Source organism: Streptomyces sp. NPDC050759 (assembly GCF_044456945.1).
Classification (GTDB): Bacteria; Actinomycetota; Actinomycetes; order Streptomycetales; family Streptomycetaceae; genus Streptomyces.
In genome coordinates, this window is the sequence record NZ_JBITGI010000013.1 from 291605 (window position 1) to 311558 (window position 19954).

15 protein-coding genes and 7 pseudogenes are annotated in these 19954 nt (G+C 68.6%); 14 read left to right on the top strand and 8 right to left on the bottom strand.

From position 1 onward, the window contains the following. Positions 1 to 34: 34 nt before the first annotated feature. The 5 genes and pseudogenes from ACIBJB_RS33325 to ACIBJB_RS33345 form a co-directional block, all read left to right on the top strand. Entirely contained in the window at positions 35 to 1174 is a 1140-nt protein-coding gene (locus ACIBJB_RS33325) for a PucR family transcriptional regulator (protein ID WP_398936163.1), read from the top strand. Between the two features lie 413 nt (positions 1175 to 1587). Further along, complete coding sequence (locus tag ACIBJB_RS33330) at positions 1588 to 1926, top strand: thioredoxin family protein (protein ID WP_398936165.1); 339 nt, start codon at positions 1588 to 1590, stop codon at positions 1924 to 1926. A gap of 316 nt (positions 1927 to 2242) precedes the next feature. Beyond that, positions 2243 to 3202 (top strand): DUF1152 domain-containing protein, encoded by a 960-nt coding sequence (locus ACIBJB_RS33335; RefSeq protein ID WP_398936167.1) that lies wholly within the window; start codon positions 2243 to 2245, stop codon positions 3200 to 3202. A gap of 306 nt (positions 3203 to 3508) precedes the next feature. After that, positions 3509 to 3706, top strand: a pseudogene (locus ACIBJB_RS33340) (helix-turn-helix domain-containing protein); the annotation flags it as partial. A 334-nt stretch (positions 3707 to 4040) separates the two neighbouring features. Then, positions 4041 to 4160, top strand: a pseudogene (locus ACIBJB_RS33345) (LuxR C-terminal-related transcriptional regulator); the annotation flags it as partial. A gap of 552 nt (positions 4161 to 4712) precedes the next feature. On the opposite strand, the gene ACIBJB_RS33350 reads toward ACIBJB_RS33345, so the two are convergent. Together ACIBJB_RS33350 and ACIBJB_RS33355 are read right to left on the bottom strand one after the other, a co-directional pair. Next, on the bottom strand, positions 4713 to 5234 hold the full coding sequence (locus ACIBJB_RS33350; protein ID WP_398936170.1) for a hypothetical protein: 522 nt from the start codon (positions 5232 to 5234) through the stop codon (positions 4713 to 4715). 642 nt (positions 5235 to 5876) lie between these two features. After that, a complete protein-coding gene (locus ACIBJB_RS33355) occupies positions 5877 to 6536 on the bottom strand; it encodes a hypothetical protein (RefSeq protein ID WP_398936172.1) in 660 nt (219 codons plus the stop codon). 123 nt (positions 6537 to 6659) lie between these two features. Between ACIBJB_RS33355 and ACIBJB_RS33360 the strand changes: the two are divergent. Next, positions 6660 to 7285, top strand: a pseudogene (locus tag ACIBJB_RS33360) (transposase); the annotation flags it as partial. 466 nt (positions 7286 to 7751) lie between these two features. Here ACIBJB_RS33360 and ACIBJB_RS33365 read toward each other — a convergent pair. Continuing rightward, positions 7752 to 8483 carry a hypothetical protein gene (locus ACIBJB_RS33365; protein WP_398936174.1) on the bottom strand — a complete coding sequence of 244 codons (732 nt, stop codon included), beginning with the start codon at positions 8481 to 8483 and terminating at the stop codon, positions 7752 to 7754. Between the two features lie 389 nt (positions 8484 to 8872). On the opposite strand from ACIBJB_RS33365, the pseudogene ACIBJB_RS33370 reads away from it, so the two are divergent. Beyond that, positions 8873 to 9665: pseudogene (locus tag ACIBJB_RS33370) on the top strand (M20/M25/M40 family metallo-hydrolase); the annotation flags it as partial. A gap of 400 nt (positions 9666 to 10065) precedes the next feature. Here ACIBJB_RS33370 and ACIBJB_RS33375 read toward each other — a convergent pair. Further along, complete coding sequence (locus tag ACIBJB_RS33375; RefSeq protein ID WP_398936176.1) at positions 10066 to 10401, bottom strand: hypothetical protein; 336 nt, start codon at positions 10399 to 10401, stop codon at positions 10066 to 10068. Between the two features lie 137 nt (positions 10402 to 10538). Continuing rightward, positions 10539 to 10997 (bottom strand): hypothetical protein, encoded by a 459-nt coding sequence (locus tag ACIBJB_RS33380; RefSeq protein WP_398936179.1) that lies wholly within the window; start codon positions 10995 to 10997, stop codon positions 10539 to 10541. Positions 10998 to 11177: 180 nt separating this feature from the next. Here ACIBJB_RS33380 and ACIBJB_RS33385 point away from each other — a divergent pair, with 180 nt between their 5' ends. From ACIBJB_RS33385 to ACIBJB_RS33400, 4 genes and pseudogenes are all read left to right on the top strand, one after another. Continuing rightward, positions 11178 to 11966 (top strand): lysostaphin resistance A-like protein, encoded by a 789-nt coding sequence (locus tag ACIBJB_RS33385; protein WP_398936181.1) that lies wholly within the window; start codon positions 11178 to 11180, stop codon positions 11964 to 11966. 402 nt (positions 11967 to 12368) lie between these two features. Continuing rightward, positions 12369 to 12749: a tyrosine-type recombinase/integrase gene (locus ACIBJB_RS33390; RefSeq protein WP_398936183.1), complete on the top strand. Its 381-nt coding sequence runs from the start codon at positions 12369 to 12371 to the stop codon at positions 12747 to 12749. Position 12750: 1 nt separating this feature from the next. Then, positions 12751 to 13047, top strand: a complete 297-nt coding sequence (locus ACIBJB_RS33395; RefSeq protein WP_398936224.1) for a helix-turn-helix domain-containing protein — start codon at positions 12751 to 12753, stop codon at positions 13045 to 13047. 230 nt (positions 13048 to 13277) lie between these two features. Next, positions 13278 to 13490 (top strand): annotated as a pseudogene (locus ACIBJB_RS33400) (NADPH-dependent F420 reductase); the annotation flags it as partial. Between the two features lie 328 nt (positions 13491 to 13818). On the opposite strand, the gene ACIBJB_RS33405 reads toward ACIBJB_RS33400, so the two are convergent. The 3 genes and pseudogenes from ACIBJB_RS33405 to ACIBJB_RS33415 all read right to left on the bottom strand — a co-directional run. After that, positions 13819 to 14061 (bottom strand): hypothetical protein, encoded by a 243-nt coding sequence (locus ACIBJB_RS33405; RefSeq protein WP_398936185.1) that lies wholly within the window; start codon positions 14059 to 14061, stop codon positions 13819 to 13821. Between the two features lie 260 nt (positions 14062 to 14321). Beyond that, positions 14322 to 16391: a putative Ig domain-containing protein gene (locus tag ACIBJB_RS33410; protein WP_398936187.1), complete on the bottom strand. Its 2070-nt coding sequence runs from the start codon at positions 16389 to 16391 to the stop codon at positions 14322 to 14324. An 805-nt stretch (positions 16392 to 17196) separates the two neighbouring features. After that, positions 17197 to 17727: pseudogene (locus tag ACIBJB_RS33415) on the bottom strand (transposase); the annotation flags it as partial. Positions 17728 to 17886: 159 nt separating this feature from the next. Here ACIBJB_RS33415 and ACIBJB_RS33420 point away from each other — a divergent pair. The 3 genes and pseudogenes from ACIBJB_RS33420 to ACIBJB_RS33430 form a co-directional block, all read left to right on the top strand. After that, a pseudogene (locus ACIBJB_RS33420) lies at positions 17887 to 18264 on the top strand (transposase); the annotation flags it as partial. 96 nt (positions 18265 to 18360) lie between these two features. After that, entirely contained in the window at positions 18361 to 19197 is an 837-nt protein-coding gene (locus ACIBJB_RS33425; RefSeq protein WP_398936226.1) for an NAD(P)H-binding protein, read from the top strand. A gap of 112 nt (positions 19198 to 19309) precedes the next feature. Further along, complete coding sequence (locus ACIBJB_RS33430; protein ID WP_398936188.1) at positions 19310 to 19948, top strand: (2Fe-2S)-binding protein; 639 nt, start codon at positions 19310 to 19312, stop codon at positions 19946 to 19948. Positions 19949 to 19954 lie beyond the last annotated feature (6 nt).

Sequence of the window (19954 nt, forward strand, 5' to 3'; positions counted from 1 at the left end):
CTGGCTGGCTGAATTGTTCGCAGGGAATAGAAACGTGAGCCATGCAATCCAGAGGGCCAGCGAACTGGCCCTGGATGAGACGACGGTCACCGCACTTCGGGCGGCGCTGAAGACCACCGCCGACGAGGTCGTTCAGGCGATCATCGACGAGGTCCCGCCCTACGCCAACGCCCTTTCGGGCAGCATGGGCGCCACCATCCGCCGAGCCGTCCGCACCGCCCTGGGCCACTACCTGGACCTCGCGAGCGGAAAGACCACAGGCGTCGACGCCGGTGACGCGGCCTACGAGCTGGGCCGCGGCGAGGTGCGCGACGGCCGTTCGATGGACGCCCTGCTCAGCGCCTACCGCGTCGGCGCCCGCGTGGCCTGGCGATGCCTGGCAGCGGGTGCCGTACCCGCAGGTCTGCCCGCCGCCGAGGTCGCCAAGTTCGCCGAGCTGACCTTCGCCTACATCGACGAGCTCTCCGCCGCGAGCGCCGCGGGCCACGCCGACGAACTTGCCGCCCGCGGCCGGGACCAAGAGCGCCACCTCGAACACCTGGCCCGCGACCTCCTCGCCGGCGCGAGCCCGGACGTGCTGCTGGCCTCTGCTCAACGGGCCGGGTGGCAGCCTCCGGTTTCGCTGACCGCGGTCCTGCTGCCCGCCGCCCAGGCCCGACCTGCCTACCGCTCGCTCGACCCGAGCACCCTCGTCCTCGACGATCTGCCGGACGCCACCGGTGTGCTGCTCGTCCCCGATGCCGACCGATCGCATCTCCTGCGGCAGCTGACCGACCGCGCCGCCGTGGTGGGCCCGGCCCGGCCATGGACTCGTGCGTCCGCCTCGTACGCCCGGGCCATACGCGCGCGCTCCCTCTCCTCCGATATCCGCGACACCGAGGACCACCTGCCCGAGCTGGTGCTGAGCGCCGACGTGGACGCGTTCGCAGACCTGCGTGCCCGGGCCCTCGCACCGTTGCGGACCCTGCCTGTCGCGACCGCACGGAAGCTGGAGGAGACGTTGCGGGCGTGGCTGCTGCACCAGGGCAGGCGCGACGAGGTGGCGGCGGCGTTGTTCGTCCATCCCCAGACCGTCCGGTACCGGATGTCGCAGCTGCGGGAGCTGTTCCCGGATCTCGCATCGCCACACCGGGTCCTCGAGCTGACGCTGGCGGTCGGCCTTCGGGGCAGCTGACCCGTACGCCGACCGTGCACGACCGCGTCCGCGAGCGATCCCGGAATCGTGCCGCGTTCTCGACGCCTCCCCCAACTGGCTCATGCGGCCCGGGGAAGAGCGGTACGAGCCGGCTGAGACCGGGGGTTGAGGCGAAGACCGGACAGGGCCTCGGGAAGCCCGTCGGGGCGTTGTCTCTGAGAAGCGCGGTGGCGGGTACGGCTCGACTGGATTCGGTGGACGATGCGCACCAGCCCGCTCGTCGCGCCGCTCAGGGGCGGGGGCCGTGCCGCCCGCGCCGGGCACCACCGTGGTTCTGCGACGCCCCGTGCCTCCCTTCCGACAGGTCAGCCGGACGACCGACCGGGCCGTCCTGGCACCCCGCGCGAGGGATGATGGGGATGGAATGACGGAGCGTGAGGCCAGGAGCGTTCATGGCGAATCGGATTCACCGGCCCCGCGAGGACGCGGAGTTCAATTTCATCCTCGGGATGAGCAAGGTTCCAGTCCTCGCATACTTCACCGGGACATGGCCCAAGGCCATCGAGCCCTGCCGGGTGATGGACCTCGTCGTAGGTGGCATCGCCGACGACTACACGGGCCGCCTGACGGCCGTCCGCACCGACATCACGCGTTGTCCGGCAGCAACCGAGCGATACGGGATCACCGGAGCCCCGTCCTGCGTCCTCCTGAAGGAGGGAGAGGCGGTGGCGCATGGCACGGGGCCTATGACCATCGCCGAGGTACGGAAGTTCCTGGACGTCCACCTCTGAGCGGCCCATGCGGCACGTGGCCGCGACGCCTGTCTCGTGTCGTCTCGTCTCGTGTCGTCTCGTCTCGTCTCGTCTCGTCTCGTCTACGGGAGCTGCGCCGCCTGAGACACCTTGGGGCTGAGACACCCCCACAGTCACATACCGCCATTGATGTGAACTGTTTCAGGTGCCTCATGAGGTGCCGGCCAAGGCCAGTCACGGCACCAGGTCGACGCTGACGGTCGACCCTGGAGGCTTCCTTCCTGTTGCTCTGTCGCTCGGCCGTCGGGCGAGAACTCGGGAGCGCCCGGTGCCTGATCCCGGAACAATGATCGGCATGACGTCTCTCCACTCCAACCCACTCTTCACTCGGCTTGCCGATGCCGAACGGATCCTCGTCGCGGGCGCGGGTGGCGGGTTCGACATCTACTCCGGCCTGCCGTTGGCCCTTTCCCTCTTGCACCAGGGCAAGCAGGTGCATCTCGCGAACCTCTCCTTCAGCGCGCTCGAGGGCCTTCCGATCGACGACTGGGTCGCCCCCGACCTGGCCGCGATCACTCCCGACTCCGCCTTGCACCAGAGCTATTTCCCCGAGCGGACCCTTGCTCAGTGGCTGCGCCGGCACGGCTATCCGTTCACCGTGTACGCCTTCCCCCAGACCGGGGTGCGTCCGCTGCGCGCCGCCTACCAAGCGCTGATCGAGCTGCATCGTGTCGACGCTGTGGTGCTGGTCGACGGCGGTACCGACATCCTGATGCGCGGTGACGAAGCCGGGCTCGGCACTCCTGAGGAGGACCTGGCCAGCGTGGCGGCGCTGGCCGCGCTGGACGGTGTACCGACCCGCCTCGTCGTCTCGGTCGGCTTCGGCGTGGACGCCTACCACGGCGTAAACCATGTGCAGGTCCTGGAGAATATCGCCGCGCTGGAGCGCGACGGCGCGTACCTCGGTGCGTTCTCCATACCGCGTGCCACCCGTGAGGGCGCTCTCTACCTTGACGCAGTGACGCACGCTCAGGATCACACCCCGGAGTACGCCAGCATCGTGAACGGTTCAATTGCGGCAGCCGTGCGCGGTTCTTTCGGCGATGTCCGGTTCACCGACCGCACTCGGGGCAGCGAATTGTTCGTGAACCCCCTGATGTCCCTCTACTTCGCCTTCGACCTGCCCGGCCTGGCAGCACGCTGCCTCTACCTGGACCGTATCGAGGACACCCACCTGATGCGCCAAGTCCATTCGCGGATTGCCGAGTTCCGCGAATCCATAGTGACGCGCCCACCCCGCCGCTTCCCGCACTAATGTGATGCGTCCCGGGGTCCTCGTGCTGTTGAAGTCAGGCTGTCCGATGCGGAGTTCGCCCAGTTGTCGTGCTGGGCGGGCGGGGCGGTAGAACCCCGTCTTGCCGAGCGGGCCCGCATCGTTCTGGCGTGTGCGACCAGGGCGCCGAATGCGCAGGTGGCGGCAGATCTCATGGTGACCGCGGACCCGGTGAGGAAATGGCGGTCGCGGTTTGCCGACCATCGGCTCCAGGGGCTGACGGTCATGACGCTGCCAGGCCGGCGCAAGGCGGAACTGGTGCCCAGCGAAGACGAGCGGCATCAGTTGATGCGTTGGGCGAGGCGGGCGAGGACCGCCCCGTTCCTGGCGGCCCTTCGGGCGAAGATCGTGCTGCGGTGCGCGGAGGGCGGGACGAACAAGCAGCTGGCGGACGAACTCGGGGTGCGTGAGCAGTCGGTGAACCGCTGGCGGGCCCGGTGCGTCAAGGGGCGTCTCGACGGGCTCCTCGACGAGCCCCGGCCGGGCCTGCCAGCCCGTGCAGGGCCGTTGCTCAGGTCGCTGACGCCAGCGAAGGACGCCCGGCCGCTGTACGCCGAGGCCCTGATCGTGCACGCGTGCATGGCCCGCTCCGGTCTGCGGGTCGTCGCCGAACCTCTCGCCGCCTCCTCCCGGCCCGGGGCGGAGCGGCGCTACGTCACCGCCGACATCACCGCCGCCCCGCGCCCACGGATACGGTTGCAGCGAGTCCCCCGCCGGACAGCGGCGGGCCGACTCCACCTCCCCCGACCCGAACGAGGTCTACCAGCGCACGCTCTCGCCCGACGCCCAACGGGCCTACGAGACCGTTCTGTACGGCGCTCTGATCCGCACGACGCACAGCGACCCGCTGGCCCGGCGCACTCCTTGCGAGCGCAGCGTCCTGGAGACCCTGGCCCAGGGGTACACCAACGCGGCCATCTCCGCCAAGCTGCACATCTCGCATCCGTGGACGATGAGGGCCCGACGCAACGCAAGGGACTACGAACGACTCATGGCCCACGCCGAAGCCCACATCCAATGGGCGTTCATCACGCTGATGAGCCGCCGCCTCACCCGACGAAACCACGGGACAGAGACGGCCCCAACTCCCCTTGCCGCAGCCGCCTGACAAACTGTCACCACACTGCGGGACGCCGGATACGGCGAAGGTGACCGTCGGCAACAAGAGAAGCGAGCCCGTCAGGAACTCCGCGACGTTGCCGACGCCGGGGTCATCGTCAAGACCGCCCCGGACAGCGCTACCTACCGCGCCCTCGAGCAGTAGCCGCACTCACAACGAACCGTCCCCGCTCCCCCACCCGCCGCGTCTTACGGCCCGTATGGCTCCGTGCAAGGCGACGACAAGCAGGAGACGGCGGCCGGGCTCGGTCGCTCGGACTGCAAAAGTTCATGCCATCCCGGCAGCTCACCCACCAGCGGTGGATGGCGCGGGCCGTACCGCGCATGCCGAAGGCCCGGACCGATGACGATGACGGTCCGGGCCTTCCGCGTCTTAGCCGAGGCTTGCGGCGAGTTCCCCGTTCTCGGCTTCCTCGGCGGACAGCTGGAGCGTGCCCCGGTGGCTCACCTCGACCTTGTAGAACTTCTCACCCTTGGGCACGTCGGGCACGGCGACTTTGAACTCGCACGCGTAGTCGCTGTACGTGGAGTCGCCGAGCGCTCCGGTGGCGACGACGTCCCCGCTGGCCCCGTACACGGTGACGGAAGTGCCCTCGGCGATGTCGTCGTAGCCGGAGTCGTAACTGCCGCTACAGCCGTCCCCGTTGTGGCTGACATCGTCGGTGAGGGTGAAGGACCCTTCGAGCGTGAACGTGGCCGGCTGAGACGGGCCACTGCTCGCGGTGATCGCCCAGATGCCGCCCACGACGCCCGCGCCGACGGCGAGTCCGATGAGCCCGGCAGCGAGCGGGCTGAGGCGTCTCTTCGCGGGCGGCGGCACGTCGAGGGGTGCTGGCCAAGTGGCCGGCGGCGGTGTGGATGGCAGAGCAGGCTGCTCGGCAATGTCGTCGTTCATGATCCCCCCAGGGATGTGATGGAACGGCAGGCTATCGCCGGATGATGTTGATGCTCCGGCTGATGCAGCGGGAGCGACTTCCACCTTCGAGGGTCTCCTGGCCGACCAGCTGCGGGTCCTGGGCCCCAAGGACCACTCCGATCCCCTGACCACCCGGAACAACTTCGCGTTCTGGAGGGGTGGGGGAGAATCTCCAGAGTTCGTCGTTCGCTGACTTCCGGTTCTCGCAACTGGATCGGTGCGCGACCTCACCCGCTCTGTCTCCCTGGCCGTCGGACGGCGCCGGCCGACCCCTCTGTCCTCGGACCGAGTCCGCCCAGGCACGCTGGCGCGCGGTCACCGGTGCCCACCTCGTCGTCGTGGTCCGCGCGGACGCCACGATCGAAAACGGCGTCCTCGTCGAGCGAGAGCAGGCCACCCCGGCCTGACAGCCCCAGACGCGTGTCGCGCCCCGCAATGGCGCGGCTGACGGAGAAGAGCTCGGCGAGGCCGGCCCGGTACCAGGGCCCGTCCCAGCGGCCCGGCCGCGTGCTGTGGCTCATCGCGCGAGTGCCCCGCCGCACCATGCCGCTCAACTGGGTTCTTCTGGCGCGTTTCCAGTCGGAGTGCGGTTCACCGGTCAGGTTCGTACGGCGGGATGGTTCAGCGCAGTACCGCTTCGCCTGCGCGGGCTTCGAGGGTGGCGGGGTAGACCTGACCGTAGGCCCGCTCTCCGCGGTGGCGCATGGAGTGATCCCCGGGGTCCCAGCCGAGACCGAGGACTTGGCAGGCGTCGAGGTCGATGGCGCCCGCGAGCAGTGGGTGGCTCCATCCCGCCCGGTTGAACCGGTGGAAGTCGGTGTGGGCGTCGACGGCGACCATCAGGCCGTTGCCGGGTCCTTCGCGGGTCCAGGTCCGGAGCCGTTCGGCCGCAGCTTCGGCCTCGTCCAACGGGAGGTCGAGCCATCCGCGCGGGCCGTGTCGGCTGGAGTGCTGCGGGATGCGGTCGCCGCCGAACTGGGCATGGACGGTGTCTGCGTACTTGCCCCAGTAGGTGACGTCCGCCAGGCCGTCGGTCGACTGGCCGTCCAGGCCGGTGAAGCCGTCCAGCGCCCGGGCGTCGCCGAGGACCATGCCGCACCGGTCGACCGGCAGGTCTCCGAGCTGCAAGGGGTCGCCGGCGTCGGGGCCGGGCCAGGGCAGGCCGAGGTCGACCTCCAGTACGGCGATCGTCGGTCCCCCGTCGAAGGGTGAGGCTGAGGTCCGGGCCCGAACCTGCAGGGGCCGGTCGGCTGCGGCTGCTACGGCGACCGCCTCGCACATCCAAGCGGATGGCTCGCTGTCCTCAGGTCCGTGCAGGTGGCCGCCGCCGGCGGCTATTGCTGTCCGGGCACGCTCGGACAGTGGTCCTCCGACCTGCGGCCAGTAGTCGATCCAGCCCGCCGCCCAGATGCGGCCTTCGACGCGAAGCTCGCCCGGATTGAGCGCGCGATCAATGAACGACCGGACCGCACTTTCGCGTTCGACGAGTTCGGGCCCCTGGGAATCCGCCCCACCGCCGGCTTCTGCTGGGCCGAGCAGTCGCAGCCCGACCGCCTGCCGGCCACCTACCGGCGCACCCACGAAATCACCTACTTTCACGGCTGCTACTCCGTCGGTGAGGACAAGATGTGGGGGATCAACCGGCGCCGCAAAGGCATCGACCACACCTGGGCCGCCTTGAAGACGCTCCGGGCAGCCCGCCCGGACGGCGCCCCGATCTACGTGATCCTCGACAACCTCTCTGCCCACCTGAACTGGAGAATCCACAGGTAGGTGGAGCGAAACAAAGTTGAGCTGTGCTTGACCCCGATCTGCGCGTCCTGGGCCAACCCCCTCGAGGCGCACTTCGGACCACTACGGCAGTTCACCCCGGCCAACTCGAACCACCCCAACCACACAGCCCAGACACGGGCCCTGCATGCCTACCTGCGCTGGCGCAACAAGAACGCCCGTCACCCGACGTCCTCGCGGCCCAACGACGCGAACGCGCCCGCATCCGCAGCGAAAGAGGCATCCGCTGGGGGGGGCAGACCCCTACCCACCGCGGCCTGACCACTCAACCCGGCGAACCTTCCCGGTCACAGCACAAGGCGCGGGCCGGAACGTGACGGAGCCCGGGAGCATGTCCAGCTCCCGGGCTCCAGCTTGCCACCCATTGCGCACACCGGCGGCGTTTAAGAACCGCGGGTCATGTTGAGATCGACGTGTTCTGCCTTTGAACTACAGCGCCACGAGAGAGGCGCCGAGGGGACTTGAACCCCCATCCGTCGATGTTCGCCCACGCTCGGTCGATCCGGTGTTCGGCGGCGAATACTGAGACTGGAGCGAGAATCTGAGTTTCACGGGGCCGCCTCTGCCAGCCTTGGGCCACCCCCGCACGTGGTGCGGGGAGAGGGATTCGAACCCCCAACTGACACCCCTTCATCAGCTTCAACATCAGTTTCAGCTTGCGCTCATCGCGCACCCTCCGCTCGCGACGGAGGGCGTGTGTGGAGGCTACCGGAACAGGTAGCCGAATACCGCGTCACCGACCCGCTGGTCGGTGACCTCGGTGTTGTTCGCCTCCTCGCGGGCGAACTTGACGGACTGCTGGAGCTTCTCAACGCGGTCGAGGAGCTCGTTGACCCGCCGGGCGGGCAGCGCGCCGGAGAACTTCACCGTGGTCCAGTAACCGACCGGGACGTCCTCGTAGTACACCTCGACCTGCGCCGGATGCTTCTCCGTGGCCTCGGCCTTCACGTGGTTGCGCGGAACCTTCTTCGTGCGGATGGTCCGCACCGGGTCCGTCTTCCACGAGTCCGTCGAGGGGTCCAGGCTCCAAGACTCGGAGGCGTCGAGCACTGGCAACTTACGCACGAAGGTGTGCAGGTCAGTGAGTTGCTTCTCCAAGAACAACAGGTAGGGGACAGGCACCTGGGGCAACAGCACCGTACCGTCGACCACCACGTCCGCGACCGCGGACCGGTTCGCCCAGTCCTTCGTCGCGGTCACGTCGAAGAGCCGCGTCAGCGTCCCGGCGGTCGCCCGCAGAGCATCCTCGGCCTTGATCTGCACCCGCGTGGACTCGGGCGGCAGCTGCTCGCCCTCCTCGTCCTTGGGCTGGTAGGTCCGGGAGATGCCGGCCAGCAGGGCGGGCTTCTGCACGTCCTGGTGAGCCTGGGTGAGCTCCTGGAGAGCCTTGGACTTGACGCCCTTTTCGACTGCGATGATCTGATTCAGCTTCGGCACACGGCGAACCTAACAACCCCGCGCCGCAAGCACATCCGATTAAAGGCCTGCCCCGTCTTTTCCGCATGAGAGGGCGGGGCGGCGAGTGTGAGCCCGGGCCGGGGCGCGAAGGTCACCAACCGTAAGGAGGCCGCCCGGCCGGCGGCCCGTGCGGTGCATCGCAAGGCGGAGGGCCACAGCTTCTACCGCACGTACCTCGGTGGTCCGACCAACGCGTCGAGGCGCCGTGCCGGCCGTCGCGACACGGTGAACCTTCCCGGTCACAGCACTAGCCATCAACTGCCGCACAGCGGCCACCCCGACGCTCGTCACGGACCAGTTCAGCGACCGCCTGGGCCGCGTACGCCGCCCAGGCCTCATCCCCACCGCGGCGCCTGCACACGTCACCAAAACATCACCTGGCCAGGCGGTTGAACCAGCTTGGGCTGGACGTCGACCTGTGGTCCATGGACCTGTCCGCATTTCTGGCGCACCCGAGTTTCCCCGGAGCGGAGGCGCCGCGGGACGAGGCGTGGGGGCTGGTGGGTGTCACGAAGGACGGCGGCGACGGACCGACCCTGATCCTTGAAGGCCATGTCGACGTCGTCCCGCCCGGTGACCTGGAGCGGTGGGACGGTGACCCCTTCGTGCCAAGGGTGGTTGGGGACACCGTCCATGGCCGGGGCGCGTGCGACATGAAGGCCGGGCTGGTGGCTCACCTCGCCGCGCTGGCGGCGATCCGGGCGAGCGGGGTGAGGCTGGCGCGGCCAATTGGCGGTGCACTTCGTGGCCGGTGAGGAGGACTGCGGACTCGGCGCCTTCGGCACGCTCCAGCGCGGCCCCACGGGCGAAGCCTGCATCATTACGGAGCCGACCGGCGGCGCCCTGATCACGGCCAACGCCGGTGCGCTGACCTTCCGTATCACCGTTCCCGGTCTGGCCGCCCACGCCAGTTCACGCGACTCGGGGGTCAGCGCCATCGACGCGTATCTGCCCGTCCACACTGCGCTGGCCCGCCTGGAGGCTGAACGGAACGCCGACCCAGATCCACTGATGGCGGAGTACCGGACTCCGTATGCGCTGTCCGTGGGCACGGTCCGCTCGGGCGACTGGGCGAGCAGCGTGCCCGATCTTCTGGTCGCCGAGGGCCGGTTCGGCGTGCGCCTCGACGAGGACCCCGCGGCCGCTCGTGCCGATCTCGATGACCGTCCTGTCCGAACTGCGCAACCGCGGAGTGGAAGACGATGGCATCGCGGGACTCCCCTCCCCCGATGCGACCAGCCGTACGCAAAACGGTACCGAGCGTGACAGGGAAGTGCCCGAAGAACGGTTGACACCGATCCGAGCCCAGCACCCCTGGGACAACTCCGAAGAGCACTGATGCTTACCACCGAGGTCCGGCATGCAATCCCTACGATCGACCAACCTCGGGCATGGCCGACGGGCAGCCCCGTGCCGATTCGGCGTAGGCGCCGTACTGCTTGGACGGTTCACCTCCGCTCGAGCGGAGGTGAGCCGTTCTCAGGGTATGGAGGAGCTGCGGCAGCTGGTGCTCTCCGCGTGAGCGGAGGTGAACCGACCCACGCCACGAGCCCGACCGCCTTCACCTCGTCCTCACGAGGGACCAGATCGCACAGCCCCACGTCAAGAGCGGTACAACCGACGGCGGGTGGTTGGGGGTTCCGCGCCGGCCCAAGTACTCCTCCCCCATCCGACGGCTGTCGCTGAACCTGTAGGTCGTGTCCGTGAAGGACAAAGCCGGCCCCCAGCGGCCGAAGCCTCCGTCGGCGACTTCGAGATGGATCCGTCTGAGGAGCGGCGGCATCAGATGCCCTACCGCGACCTCAAGCCAGGCCACGGCCTCGGGCGGCGCAGGCGGCGGCAGTTCGCCGGCCGCATCCTGTTCTCGGACCCTGTGGATGATCTCGTCGTGGGTCATGCCGACATTCGTAGCAGCGGCCACCGACCCGGCCGGCCCTGCTCTGCCTCGCCAGACGCAGGGCCATGTCCTCTTCGCGATGTTCCGCGACTGATCCTCTACCAACCGCAGCCCTTTCGGGCCGTCGTTCCGCAGACCTAGACCATGACCAGGAGGTGATCCGTGGGGCCGTAATCGATCTTCCAGTCGGCATAGACCCCCACGGCGCCGTCCTTCTGGCACCGCAGCGCAACGGTCACCCAGCGGACCGACTCGTCGTCGGCGAGGGAGAAGGCGACTGCCGTCTCGAACTCCTCGTTCCCGCACGGGCAGACGGCGGCGCCAGGATCCGCGTCCTCCCAGAACTCCTCACTGTCCGCGATGAACGCACGACCGCCGCAACCAGCGCACACCCGCTCGGCTCCGCCCTCGACATCGTCGACGAGCACGAAGAACGCTCGCCCACCACACCCGCCGCAGACGGAAGGAACAATCCTCACCGGACAGCCGTCGGCAGCGTTCCGGAGGAAGACCGCGAGGTCCACCGAGACACCCTCGTCGGCCTGATCATCAGCATGCACAGGCACATCGTTCCAGACGCCCGGATCAGCACCCATCCACCTTGACCAAAGAAATAGGGCACCCCCACCATCCCGTTGCCCGTCGACGCATGTCGCCACTGCCGGGGCAGCAGATGCCGACGACGGTGTGCGGTCGGCGAGAGCTCTCAGGACGTGTTCAACTTTCCTGAAAGCGCTGGGCGACGAGCGGGCGCCCGCAGCTACGCTCACCGCGTGATGCATCGGTGGAAAGGTCACGTAGGCCGCCATCCCCTGTGGGGGGCCGTCGAGTTCACGCTCGCCTGGCATGTGGTGCTGGTGCTGCTCGCCGAGGTGATCCTGCCTCCCCTGGCGCCCTCTTGGTTCCCCGGCCTGGGTGCCACCGTCGTCAATGCGGTCTGCTTCGCAGGTGTCTGGGGCATCCTGCACCGGTGGGGATGGCTACGCCCCAGCGGGGTCGCGGTGCTGGGCCGACTGCGGCGCTGGTGGCTGGCGCTGCCGATGCTCGTCGTGGCGTGCTCGTACGCCGTGGCAGGCATCGAGGGCAGTACGACCGTGGTGGCCAGCGCTCTGGTCTCGCTGCTGTGGGTGAGCATCAACGAGGAGATCTACAGCCGCGGGATGGTGCAGCAGGTCCTCTCCCCGCTCGGCCCGATGCGGTCCGCCATCGGTGTCGGATTCCTGTTCGGCGTCGGCCACCTGCAGAACTACCTGTTCTTCGACGCACCGCTGGACGACACGCTGTGGCAGATGCTGTCCGCCGCCCTGTTCGGCTTCGCCTGCGCCGGGCTGCGCTTCGCGATCGGCTCGGTGTGGCCGATGGTTGTCGTGCACGGGCTGGACGACTTCTTTCAAATCCGTTCGCCGGGTGCGGCGCCGGACTGGTGGCAGGTGTGCGTGTACGTCTTCCATGCCACGTTCGGGGTGTGGTTGCTGCGCCGCTACGGCTCTGGGGACGCGCCCCTGGCACGGAGCATCCGTGCGGACCCCGACGGGCGCCCGGAGCAGACGGGGGCGCTCGACTGACGACCGCGCGCCTGTACCCACTGCCGACCCGGCACCCAGCTATGCATCATCGACGTACTCGAGTAGGGAAGCACCCAGGGGCCGGCGGCGAGCGCTTCCGGGGGCGGTGGCGACGACGTGACTGCGTCGGAGGAGACCACGCACACCCAGCGGTCCTCGTAGCGGTCGATGGCCGGGGCGTTCGCCAACAGGACCTGCCCCAGCAGCATTAACTGGAGCGCCGACGGGTTCGTTCCGCTGCCCTGTGCGTTCGGCGCAGCTCGGAGACGTGCACTGGGAGAACGGGCAGTGGGGCCGTTTCCTGGTCCACGGCAAGGGCGTCGGCGGTTCCCGCCCCCCCGGGACCGCGAAGCCTTCCTCTTCGAAGAGGGCCGCGCGCTCCTGTGGTGGTACGTCGAGGAGGTGCGTGGTGCGTTTCCCGATGACCCCTGCGACCCGCGAGCGCCGCTGTTCCCCTCCGAGCGGCTGGCGAAGTCGCTGGCCGGCATGGACGGACTGCTCGCGCCGCCGGTGGTGCCCGACACCTTCCGGCGCGCGCTGAAGATGGCCTCGCACGAGCATCTGGGGGGGCCGGTCAGCGAGCTCTTCCCGCATCTCCTGCGGCACGCCTGCGCGACCCACAACTATGAGGCGGGGATGCCGTTGTGGGACGTACAGGTCTTGCTCGGTCATGTCTGGGCATCCACCACGGTCGGCTATCTCGCGACCGCGAAGGGCGACCCGGAACGGGCGAGCCTGGAGTCTTCCCGGCGAGCGGTTCGCCGGCTGAGCACGGAGACGTGATCTGATCCCCGGATCTGCCCTGTTGCAGGCCGCCTTCCGGGAGGTGGGATTCATCCCGTCTCTGAGTAACGTGGCCGCCCTGTGGTCGGGCAAGCCGGTCACCGTCCGGCTGGAGGACCTGGACAAGATCTGCGCCGCCCTCCAGTGCACGGTCGCGGACCTGATGGAAGCCGAGCCGGTGGCGGCGGCCGAGGGACGCCCGGAGACCGAGCAGCGCGCCGTCGGTGAGAGCGGACCCGCACGCCCGATTCCCCGACCGGGCAGCGGTGGAGCCCGGCGTTCGCTGCCACCGAATTGACCGGGGCGACCGGTGATCAGAGGGTTTGGGCTGCTCGGGTCGTGCGGGACGTGCGCGAGCTGGGGGCGGTGAACGGCAGGGCCATGTGCTCTCGGTGTGCGTGGGCGTGGATCCGCGTGTCCTCGGGCAGGGACGGCTGGAGCGAGGCTTCGTGCCGCCGCTGCGCATGGACCGTGCCGGTGACGCGGGCGGGCGTGTGTGCGCCTTGCCTGCTGGGTGGCCGCCTTGGAATCGAGTCGATCGAGACCGATGTCCTGGTCCTGGGGGATGACCGCGCCGACACAGACACCGTGCAGGCACTCATCGACCGCATCCCCGGCATGCGTGGCATCTACGCCGGCAAACTGCGCAACTCCCATCACGTCGAGGCCCTCGTGGCCAATCTCATCTCGGTGAACCGCCGCTACAAGGCGCACGTCGGGATCCGCATCACGGACCTGTGACTTCTGCCGGATCGTAGGCAGCCGGCGCGCCGCTCCGCCCGCGGCAGGGCGTCGAGGAGCGCAACGGCGTAAGGCTTGGCCATCTGTCGTCCTGAGCTCAGGGCAGTGGCCTGCTGGTGGACGAGCACGGAAGCGACCCACTGGAGAGGTTCGTCTACCGGCGGCGCCGCTCGCTGGGCTGTTAGTACTTCAGTGGGCTTCACCATTCCGGCTGGTCAGTTCGCCGTTGACGGCGCATCAGCCACCGACACCGGATGCTCGAGAATGCTCCGCGAAGTCGCTGAACCCGTCGCACAACCCCGCCGATGCCCCGAGAGGACCAACAAGTTCACGCTCGATCCCCTCCAGGAATTCGGGAACCTGTCGGTTTCCGGTCACTGGTGTGCGGTGCCGCGTCGCGCACCAGGCCGGCCGGCGTCCGTCCGAAGGTGGCCAGATGCATAGCGGTCACCACCAAGGTGAACTCGTAGGCGTTCTTCACGCGGGTGAGCAGTTCGTCGCCGAAGTGGCGGCGCAGCCAGGCCGGCGCGGAACTCACGGTGGGTTGGCTCGCACTATTGCTGTTGTTCATGGCCGACTTGGTCGGTCTCGGATGTCCGAAACTCCGGGCGGGCGATGGGGATTGGGCGTCTGTCGGTGTGCCGCTGGACGGAGGGTTCGAGCTGTTGGCTCTGTAATGACTGTCGCTCCGCCAGTGCGCGGCGACCCTTGTCCACACCCGGCTGCGAACGCGTCATCCGAGACCGCCGGCGGTGTGCGACCGAGAGGATAGCGGGTGTCCCGCACGCGGACGGTCTCCGCGTGCGGGATCGGGTGCTCCCCGTGGGTGGGTCAGCTGGTCGTCAGGGCGGTGTCGTCCACGACGAAGCTGGTCTGGAGGGAGGAGTCCTCCACTCCGTTGAACTTCAGGGTGACGGTGGAGCCGGCGTACGAGGACAGGTCGAAGGACTTCTGGGCGTACCCGGAGGTCTTGTTGAGGTTGGAGTAGGTGGCCAGGGTCGTCGAGCCCGCGGTGACCGTCAGCTTGTCGTACGCGCTGCTGGTCGAGGTCTCCGCGGTGTCGATGTGCAGGTAGAAGGTGAAGGTGGCCTTGCAGCCGCTCGGCACGGTCACCGACTGGGAGAGCGTGTCGGTGTGCGCGGAGCCGTAGCCGTCGAGCCAGGCATAGTAGGAACCGGCGTGTGCCGCTTCGCTGGTGGAGTTGGTGATGACTCCGCTGGAGCCGGTCCAGGTGGTGTTGCCCGACTCGAAGCCGGCGTTGCCGAGCAGCTGGGTCGAGGTGCAGGTGCCGCTGCCGGAGCCGACGGTCCAGGTGAAGGATGTCGAGCCGGAGGCGCCGGTGGAGTCCTTCGCGGTGACGGTGACCTGGTAGGTGCCCGCGGTGGACGCTGTTCCCGTGATCTTGCCGGTCGAGCTGCTGATGGACAGGCCGGCCGGCAGACCGGAGGCGCTGTAGGTGAGGGTCGCGCCGGCGCTGTCGCTCGCGCTGATCTGCAGGCTGGCCGAACCGCCGGTCGTCGTCGACTGGCTGCCCGGGTTGGTGACGGTGACCGTGTTGGCGGAGGTGCTGCCTGAGGAGAAGGCGGTGGTGCCGTTGGGTGTGCCCCAGCCGGTCGGGCCGTCGTAGCCGGTGGTCGCGGTGCAGAAGTACGAGGTGGAGCAGGAGCCGTTGTTGCCGCTGGTCACGTCGTACAGGTTGGAGGTGTGGGAGTAGGGGTACTTCGCCGGGTAGTCGCTGGATCCCGGGGTGCCCGCCAAGGCGTACACGCCGGCGACGATCGGGGCGGAGGCGCTGGTGCCGCCGTAGACGGCCCAGCCGGAGCCGCCGTAGGTGTCGTACACGGCCACACCGGTCGCAGGGTCGGCGACCGCGGAGACGTCGGCTTCCATCCGCTTGGTGCACCCGGTGTCGGTCTGCCAGGACGGCTTGGGGTCGTAGGCCGAGCAGCCGGAGCCGGTGCCCTCGGTGGAGCTGGTCTTCCACACGGACTCGGTCCAGCCGCGGGAGTTGGAGGACGTGGACAGGGCGGTGCCGCCGACTGCCGTCACGTACTGGGAGGTTGCCGGGTATTCGGCACCGTAGGCGGAGTCACCGGAGGAGACGGTGATGGCAACGCCCGGGTGCTTGAAGTACGAGGTGTCCTCGGTGGTCTGGGAGGAGGCTTCGTCGCCGCCCCAGCTGTTGGAGACGAACTTGGCGCCGAGCGAGACGGCCTCGTTCTCGGCGATGCCGAGGTCGGAGTCGTTGGCGGAGCTGGCCTCGACGAGGGTGATGTTGCAGTTCGGGCAGACGGCGCTGACCATGTCGATGTCGAGGGCCTCCTCGCCGGCCCAGCCGCTGTCGTTGGTCGGCAGCGAGGTGGTCGAGCCGGTCTGGCTGACCTGCTTGAAGCAGCCGTTGGCCTTGGTGCAGGCGGACAGACCATAGGTGGAGCGGTAAGTGGCGAGGTCCGACTCGGCGTTGGGGTCGTTGTAGGCGTCGACGACGGCGACCGTCAGGCCGCTGCCGCCGGTGGTGGGCAGGTTGTAGGCGCTGTGCAGGTTGGCCGGGGAGAGGCCGGAGGGGGCCGCAGCGGCGAGCGCCGAGGCGAGGCGCTGCTTGATGTCGGTGCGGCGCTGGGCGAAGCAGGACGCGTGGCCCGGCTCGGCGGTGGCGCACAGGTGCGTAGTGGGTACCTTCTGGCCGGCCTTGCCGGTGGAGTGGAAGGTCTGATGTGCGGGGTCGGTCAGCGCCTTGTTGTTCTGCGTGACCTTGGTGGTGTGCGGGTGGGCTGCGGCGGGCTGGGCGCCGGCCGTCGGTGCCGCGACGAGTCCGGCGACGGTGAGGGCGAGGGCAGGGAAGGAGACGGCGAGGAGTCTTCGCAGACTCCGTCTCCGCTTGCTCAGACGTGACTCACGCATGGGGTTCTGCCTCCGTAGACGTGGGGATGCGCACTGGATTGGCAGGCCCGTGACGCGCGTAGCGGCGGCGAAACCGCGCAGCCATGAGCATGACATTAAAGTGACCCGAGATGCCCGATGAACGTGCATGACAGGGTGCGAGAGGAACGTAAATCCGAGGCGGGCGAACCGGCAGCGCCACAAGGAACTCTTTGCTCCGCCATAGGAGGAGATTGGCCACTTCATAGGAGGTGACGGGGGCGGGCTTGGCGCAGAGCAGAGGAAGACCGAAGCGGGCCCGGCCCCGGAGGCTGACCCTGCAGCGTCTCCATGACCTCTTCAGTGGTGACTCATACCGACCGCCATGCCCGTCTCCGACCATCCGTCATGTCGAGGGCGACGGAAAGTTTCGCGGCACGCACTCGACGGTAATGCGGACGGTGAAGAGGTTCGTGATCCACACACAATGAGCAAAAGGCCCCGAAGGCTTGCAGAGATCAGGCTGAGATTACGGCCCAGCCGTTCCCGTACTCTTCCGAGGAGCCACCGCGTAGGCCCGGCTCCTAAGGGGGCAGGACAACCGCGACGAAGACGGGATGGGAGCCGCTGACCGGCGGGATGCCCGAGACTGGAATGGCGTCGGCGACCGGCCCCACGCCTGGGATGGCCGCGCAAGCGAGTACGGCCACAACCACCCGTACGGGGTGCCAGTGCCTGTGGGGCGCTCATTACCCAATCCGTGCCGTGCGGTTGTTGTGCTGGTCCACCTTGGTGTCGCAGCGTCCGTGCCGTGGACACTTCTCTCCCCACTCGTGCGCGTTTCCTATCCCCCAATCTCGCGGTGTCCGGTGGCGGAGACCCCGGCCGCAATCACCACGGCCTGCGAAGCGATCCGGTGATTCACCCTGGCCTTGCAGTGGGTGGCGTCTGGGAAGACGTAGGGGAAGACGGTGTGGTCCGGCGGCCCCTCCTTGAACGCCGTCAGTTCCTCGTCCAGCTCGCCGCAGATGCGGGAGACCTCGGACTTGGAGATGCCGCTGTCCGCGCCGAGTGCTCTGACCAGGTCGTCGACCGAGCGGGTCGAGACCCCATGCACCTATGCCTCCATCACCACGGCGAACAACGCCCGGTCGATCCGCCGCCGGCGTTCCAGCAGCGACGGGAAGAACGACCCGCTCCGCACCTTCGGGATCTTCAGGTCCAGGTCGCCGGCCTGCGTGGTCAGCAGCCCCTCCCGGTGACCGTCGCGCCAGGTCGTGCGCGTCTCGGAGTGCTCACGCGGGGCGGCGCCGATCACCTCGGTGGCCTCCGCCTCGATCAGCTTCTGCAGGATGCGCTCGGACTGGGACAAGGCCATCGCGTGCCCCTCCGGTCGAACTGCCCGTTCACCAGGGTGACTTGCGCGAAGTCCTGCCCTTGTTCAGGGAGCATGCACCGTCAGCGGATGCACGCCCCGGGCAGACACCCGCGCGTTCCGGAACCCTGCCCGGCTACACCACTCCATGGGACGCGATCCAAACAGACCCTCGGCTGGACCTCACCGAAGATCCGCACCCCCGAAGCAGCCGACCGATGGACCTGGCTGATCCTCACCGCCTACACCCAACTACGGCTCGCCCGGCCGCCGGCAGCCGACCTGCGTCGCCCCTGGAAAAGACCAACTCCGCCGGACAGGATCACTCCCGCCCGAGTCCGCCGCGGCTTCCGGCACATCCGCCCACAGGCCAACCGCCCGGCCCAAGCACCGAAACCCACCCGCCCTGGCCCCGGACGACTCCCAGGCCGAAAGAACACCCGCCCCCCATGGCACGACGTCCACACACCCCGCAAAACACCGGCGGCAAGACAACGAACGAAGAAGCCGACCACCCCACGACCACACCGCACAGGTTAAAGATCAAGCTAGGGGCCCAGCCTGGCCGACGCCGTCGACGGCCGCGGTGTCGAGACGGCGACGGCCGCCGCGATCGCAGCCGGCGTACGCCGGTTCCTGCTCATCTCAGCCTTCCCCGACGCCTGGGGGGATCGCCGTATGCCGCCGGACTTCGAGCACTACATGAAGGTCAAGCGCCAGGCCGATGTCCACCTCGCGGCCACAGACCTCGACTGGGTCATCGTGCACCCCGGAACCCTCACCACCAGCCCGGGCACAGATCGCGTCCGGCCCGGTCCGGCCATTCCCTACGGCGACGTCGCACGTGACGACGTCGCCGCCGTGTTCGCCGAACTCGTGCACCAGCCGCAGGTGAACCGCACCATTCTCGAACTCACCGGCGGCGCGACCCCCGTCCGCGAGGCGGTCGCCCACGCTGTGTGCCCCGGGGCGGCAGTGCCCTCGCAGAACCAGTGCGCTCGCAGGCGTTCACAGCGGACGACTCGGTTGACGAGGCCTCGGTCACCTCTGTGGGAGCAGCGGAAGCGAAGTGGTCTTCCAGTTCCGTGCGGCGTTGCCCGGCAACGTGATCCCTCCGAGTCAGCGCTCGTGGCGTGCCGTGTCCAAGGTGCCGCATTGGACCTTCAACTCCCCCTGGACACAGGCTTGTTACGCCAATCGGCGGGCAGCGCGCTCTCATCCTTGCCTGGACCGCCGTGCGCTTGCGCGGCCGTTCCGCGTGATCGGCCGGCGCCGCCCTTCGCCGCGTTGCGTGCGTTACGCCGACCGGAACGACGCGCCGATGCGTCGACTGCGGGCGGCTGCGCCGTACACCTCCTTCACATAGCGCTTACTTGCGGGCAAAAAAAACCAAGGGAAGATCAAGGAAAAGCAAGGGGGGACAAAACTCTCCCTGCCATGGATGACTCCTGTGGTGCAAGACTCTTCGCGTGATCAGCCGCCCCGTCGAGGCGAGCGGTCACCCAGTCTCCCGCGGTGGCGTCGATCTCGTGCCTGGGTCCCCGCTCGTGCACGACTGATCCGTCCGTGATGCAAAGGCGAACGCATGTCCTCTGAACTCCCTGATTCTGCTGTTTCTCCGCCCACCGGAGCCGGTGAGTCCACCTCGGGGCCCAGTCGGCGAGTTGTCATCGCCACTGGTGTCGTGGTGGGCGGTGTCGTGGTGGCCGGCGGAACGTTCCTGGCCGACGCCGAGGAAGCCGCCGCCGAGGGGGCGGCTCCCTCCAGCCGTGTGTCCCTGACGGTGAACGGCACCCGGCGGACGGTGACGGTCGACAACCGGACCTCGCTGCTGGACCTGCTGCGTGAGCACCTCGACCTGACCGGGTCGAAGAAGGGTTGCAACGCGGGGGCCTGCGGGGCGTGCACGGTCCTGGTCGACGGGCAGCGGGTCAACTCCTGCCTGACACTGGCGGTGCGGCTGGAGGGTGCCGAGGTCACCACCATCGAGGGCCTGGCCGACGGCGACGAACTCCACCCGTTGCAGCAGGCGTTCGTCGACGAGGACGCCTTCCAGTGCGGCTACTGCACACCGGGGCAGATCATGTCCGGTGTCGGCTGCATCCAGGAGGGCCACACCAGCTCGCCGGAGGAGATCCGGGAGTACATGAGCGGCAACGTCTGCCGCTGCGGCTGCTACGTCAAGATCGTGCGCGCGGTCGAGCAGACCGCCGCCCGCAAGTAAGGAGCG

Bases quoted from the DNA above. Each gene is read 5' to 3' on its own strand.
- ACIBJB_RS33330 (WP_398936165.1), top strand. From the start codon at position 1,588: ATGGCGAATCGGATTCACCGGCCCCGCGAGGACGCGGAGTTCAATTTC.
- ACIBJB_RS33335 (WP_398936167.1), top strand. From the start codon at position 2,243: ATGACGTCTCTCCACTCCAACCCACTCTTCACTCGGCTTGCCGATGCC.
- ACIBJB_RS33350 (WP_398936170.1), bottom strand. From the start codon at position 5,234: ATGAACGACGACATTGCCGAGCAGCCTGCTCTGCCATCCACACCGCCG.
- ACIBJB_RS33355 (WP_398936172.1), bottom strand. From the start codon at position 6,536: ATGTGCGAGGCGGTCGCCGTAGCAGCCGCAGCCGACCGGCCCCTGCAG.
- ACIBJB_RS33375 (WP_398936176.1), bottom strand. From the start codon at position 10,401: ATGACCCACGACGAGATCATCCACAGGGTCCGAGAACAGGATGCGGCC.
- ACIBJB_RS33380 (WP_398936179.1), bottom strand. From the start codon at position 10,997: ATGGGTGCTGATCCGGGCGTCTGGAACGATGTGCCTGTGCATGCTGAT.
- ACIBJB_RS33385 (WP_398936181.1), top strand. From the start codon at position 11,178: ATGCATCGGTGGAAAGGTCACGTAGGCCGCCATCCCCTGTGGGGGGCC.
- ACIBJB_RS33405 (WP_398936185.1), bottom strand. From the start codon at position 14,061: ATGAACAACAGCAATAGTGCGAGCCAACCCACCGTGAGTTCCGCGCCG.
- ACIBJB_RS33410 (WP_398936187.1), bottom strand. From the start codon at position 16,391: ATGCGTGAGTCACGTCTGAGCAAGCGGAGACGGAGTCTGCGAAGACTC.
- ACIBJB_RS33430 (WP_398936188.1), top strand. From the start codon at position 19,310: ATGTCCTCTGAACTCCCTGATTCTGCTGTTTCTCCGCCCACCGGAGCC.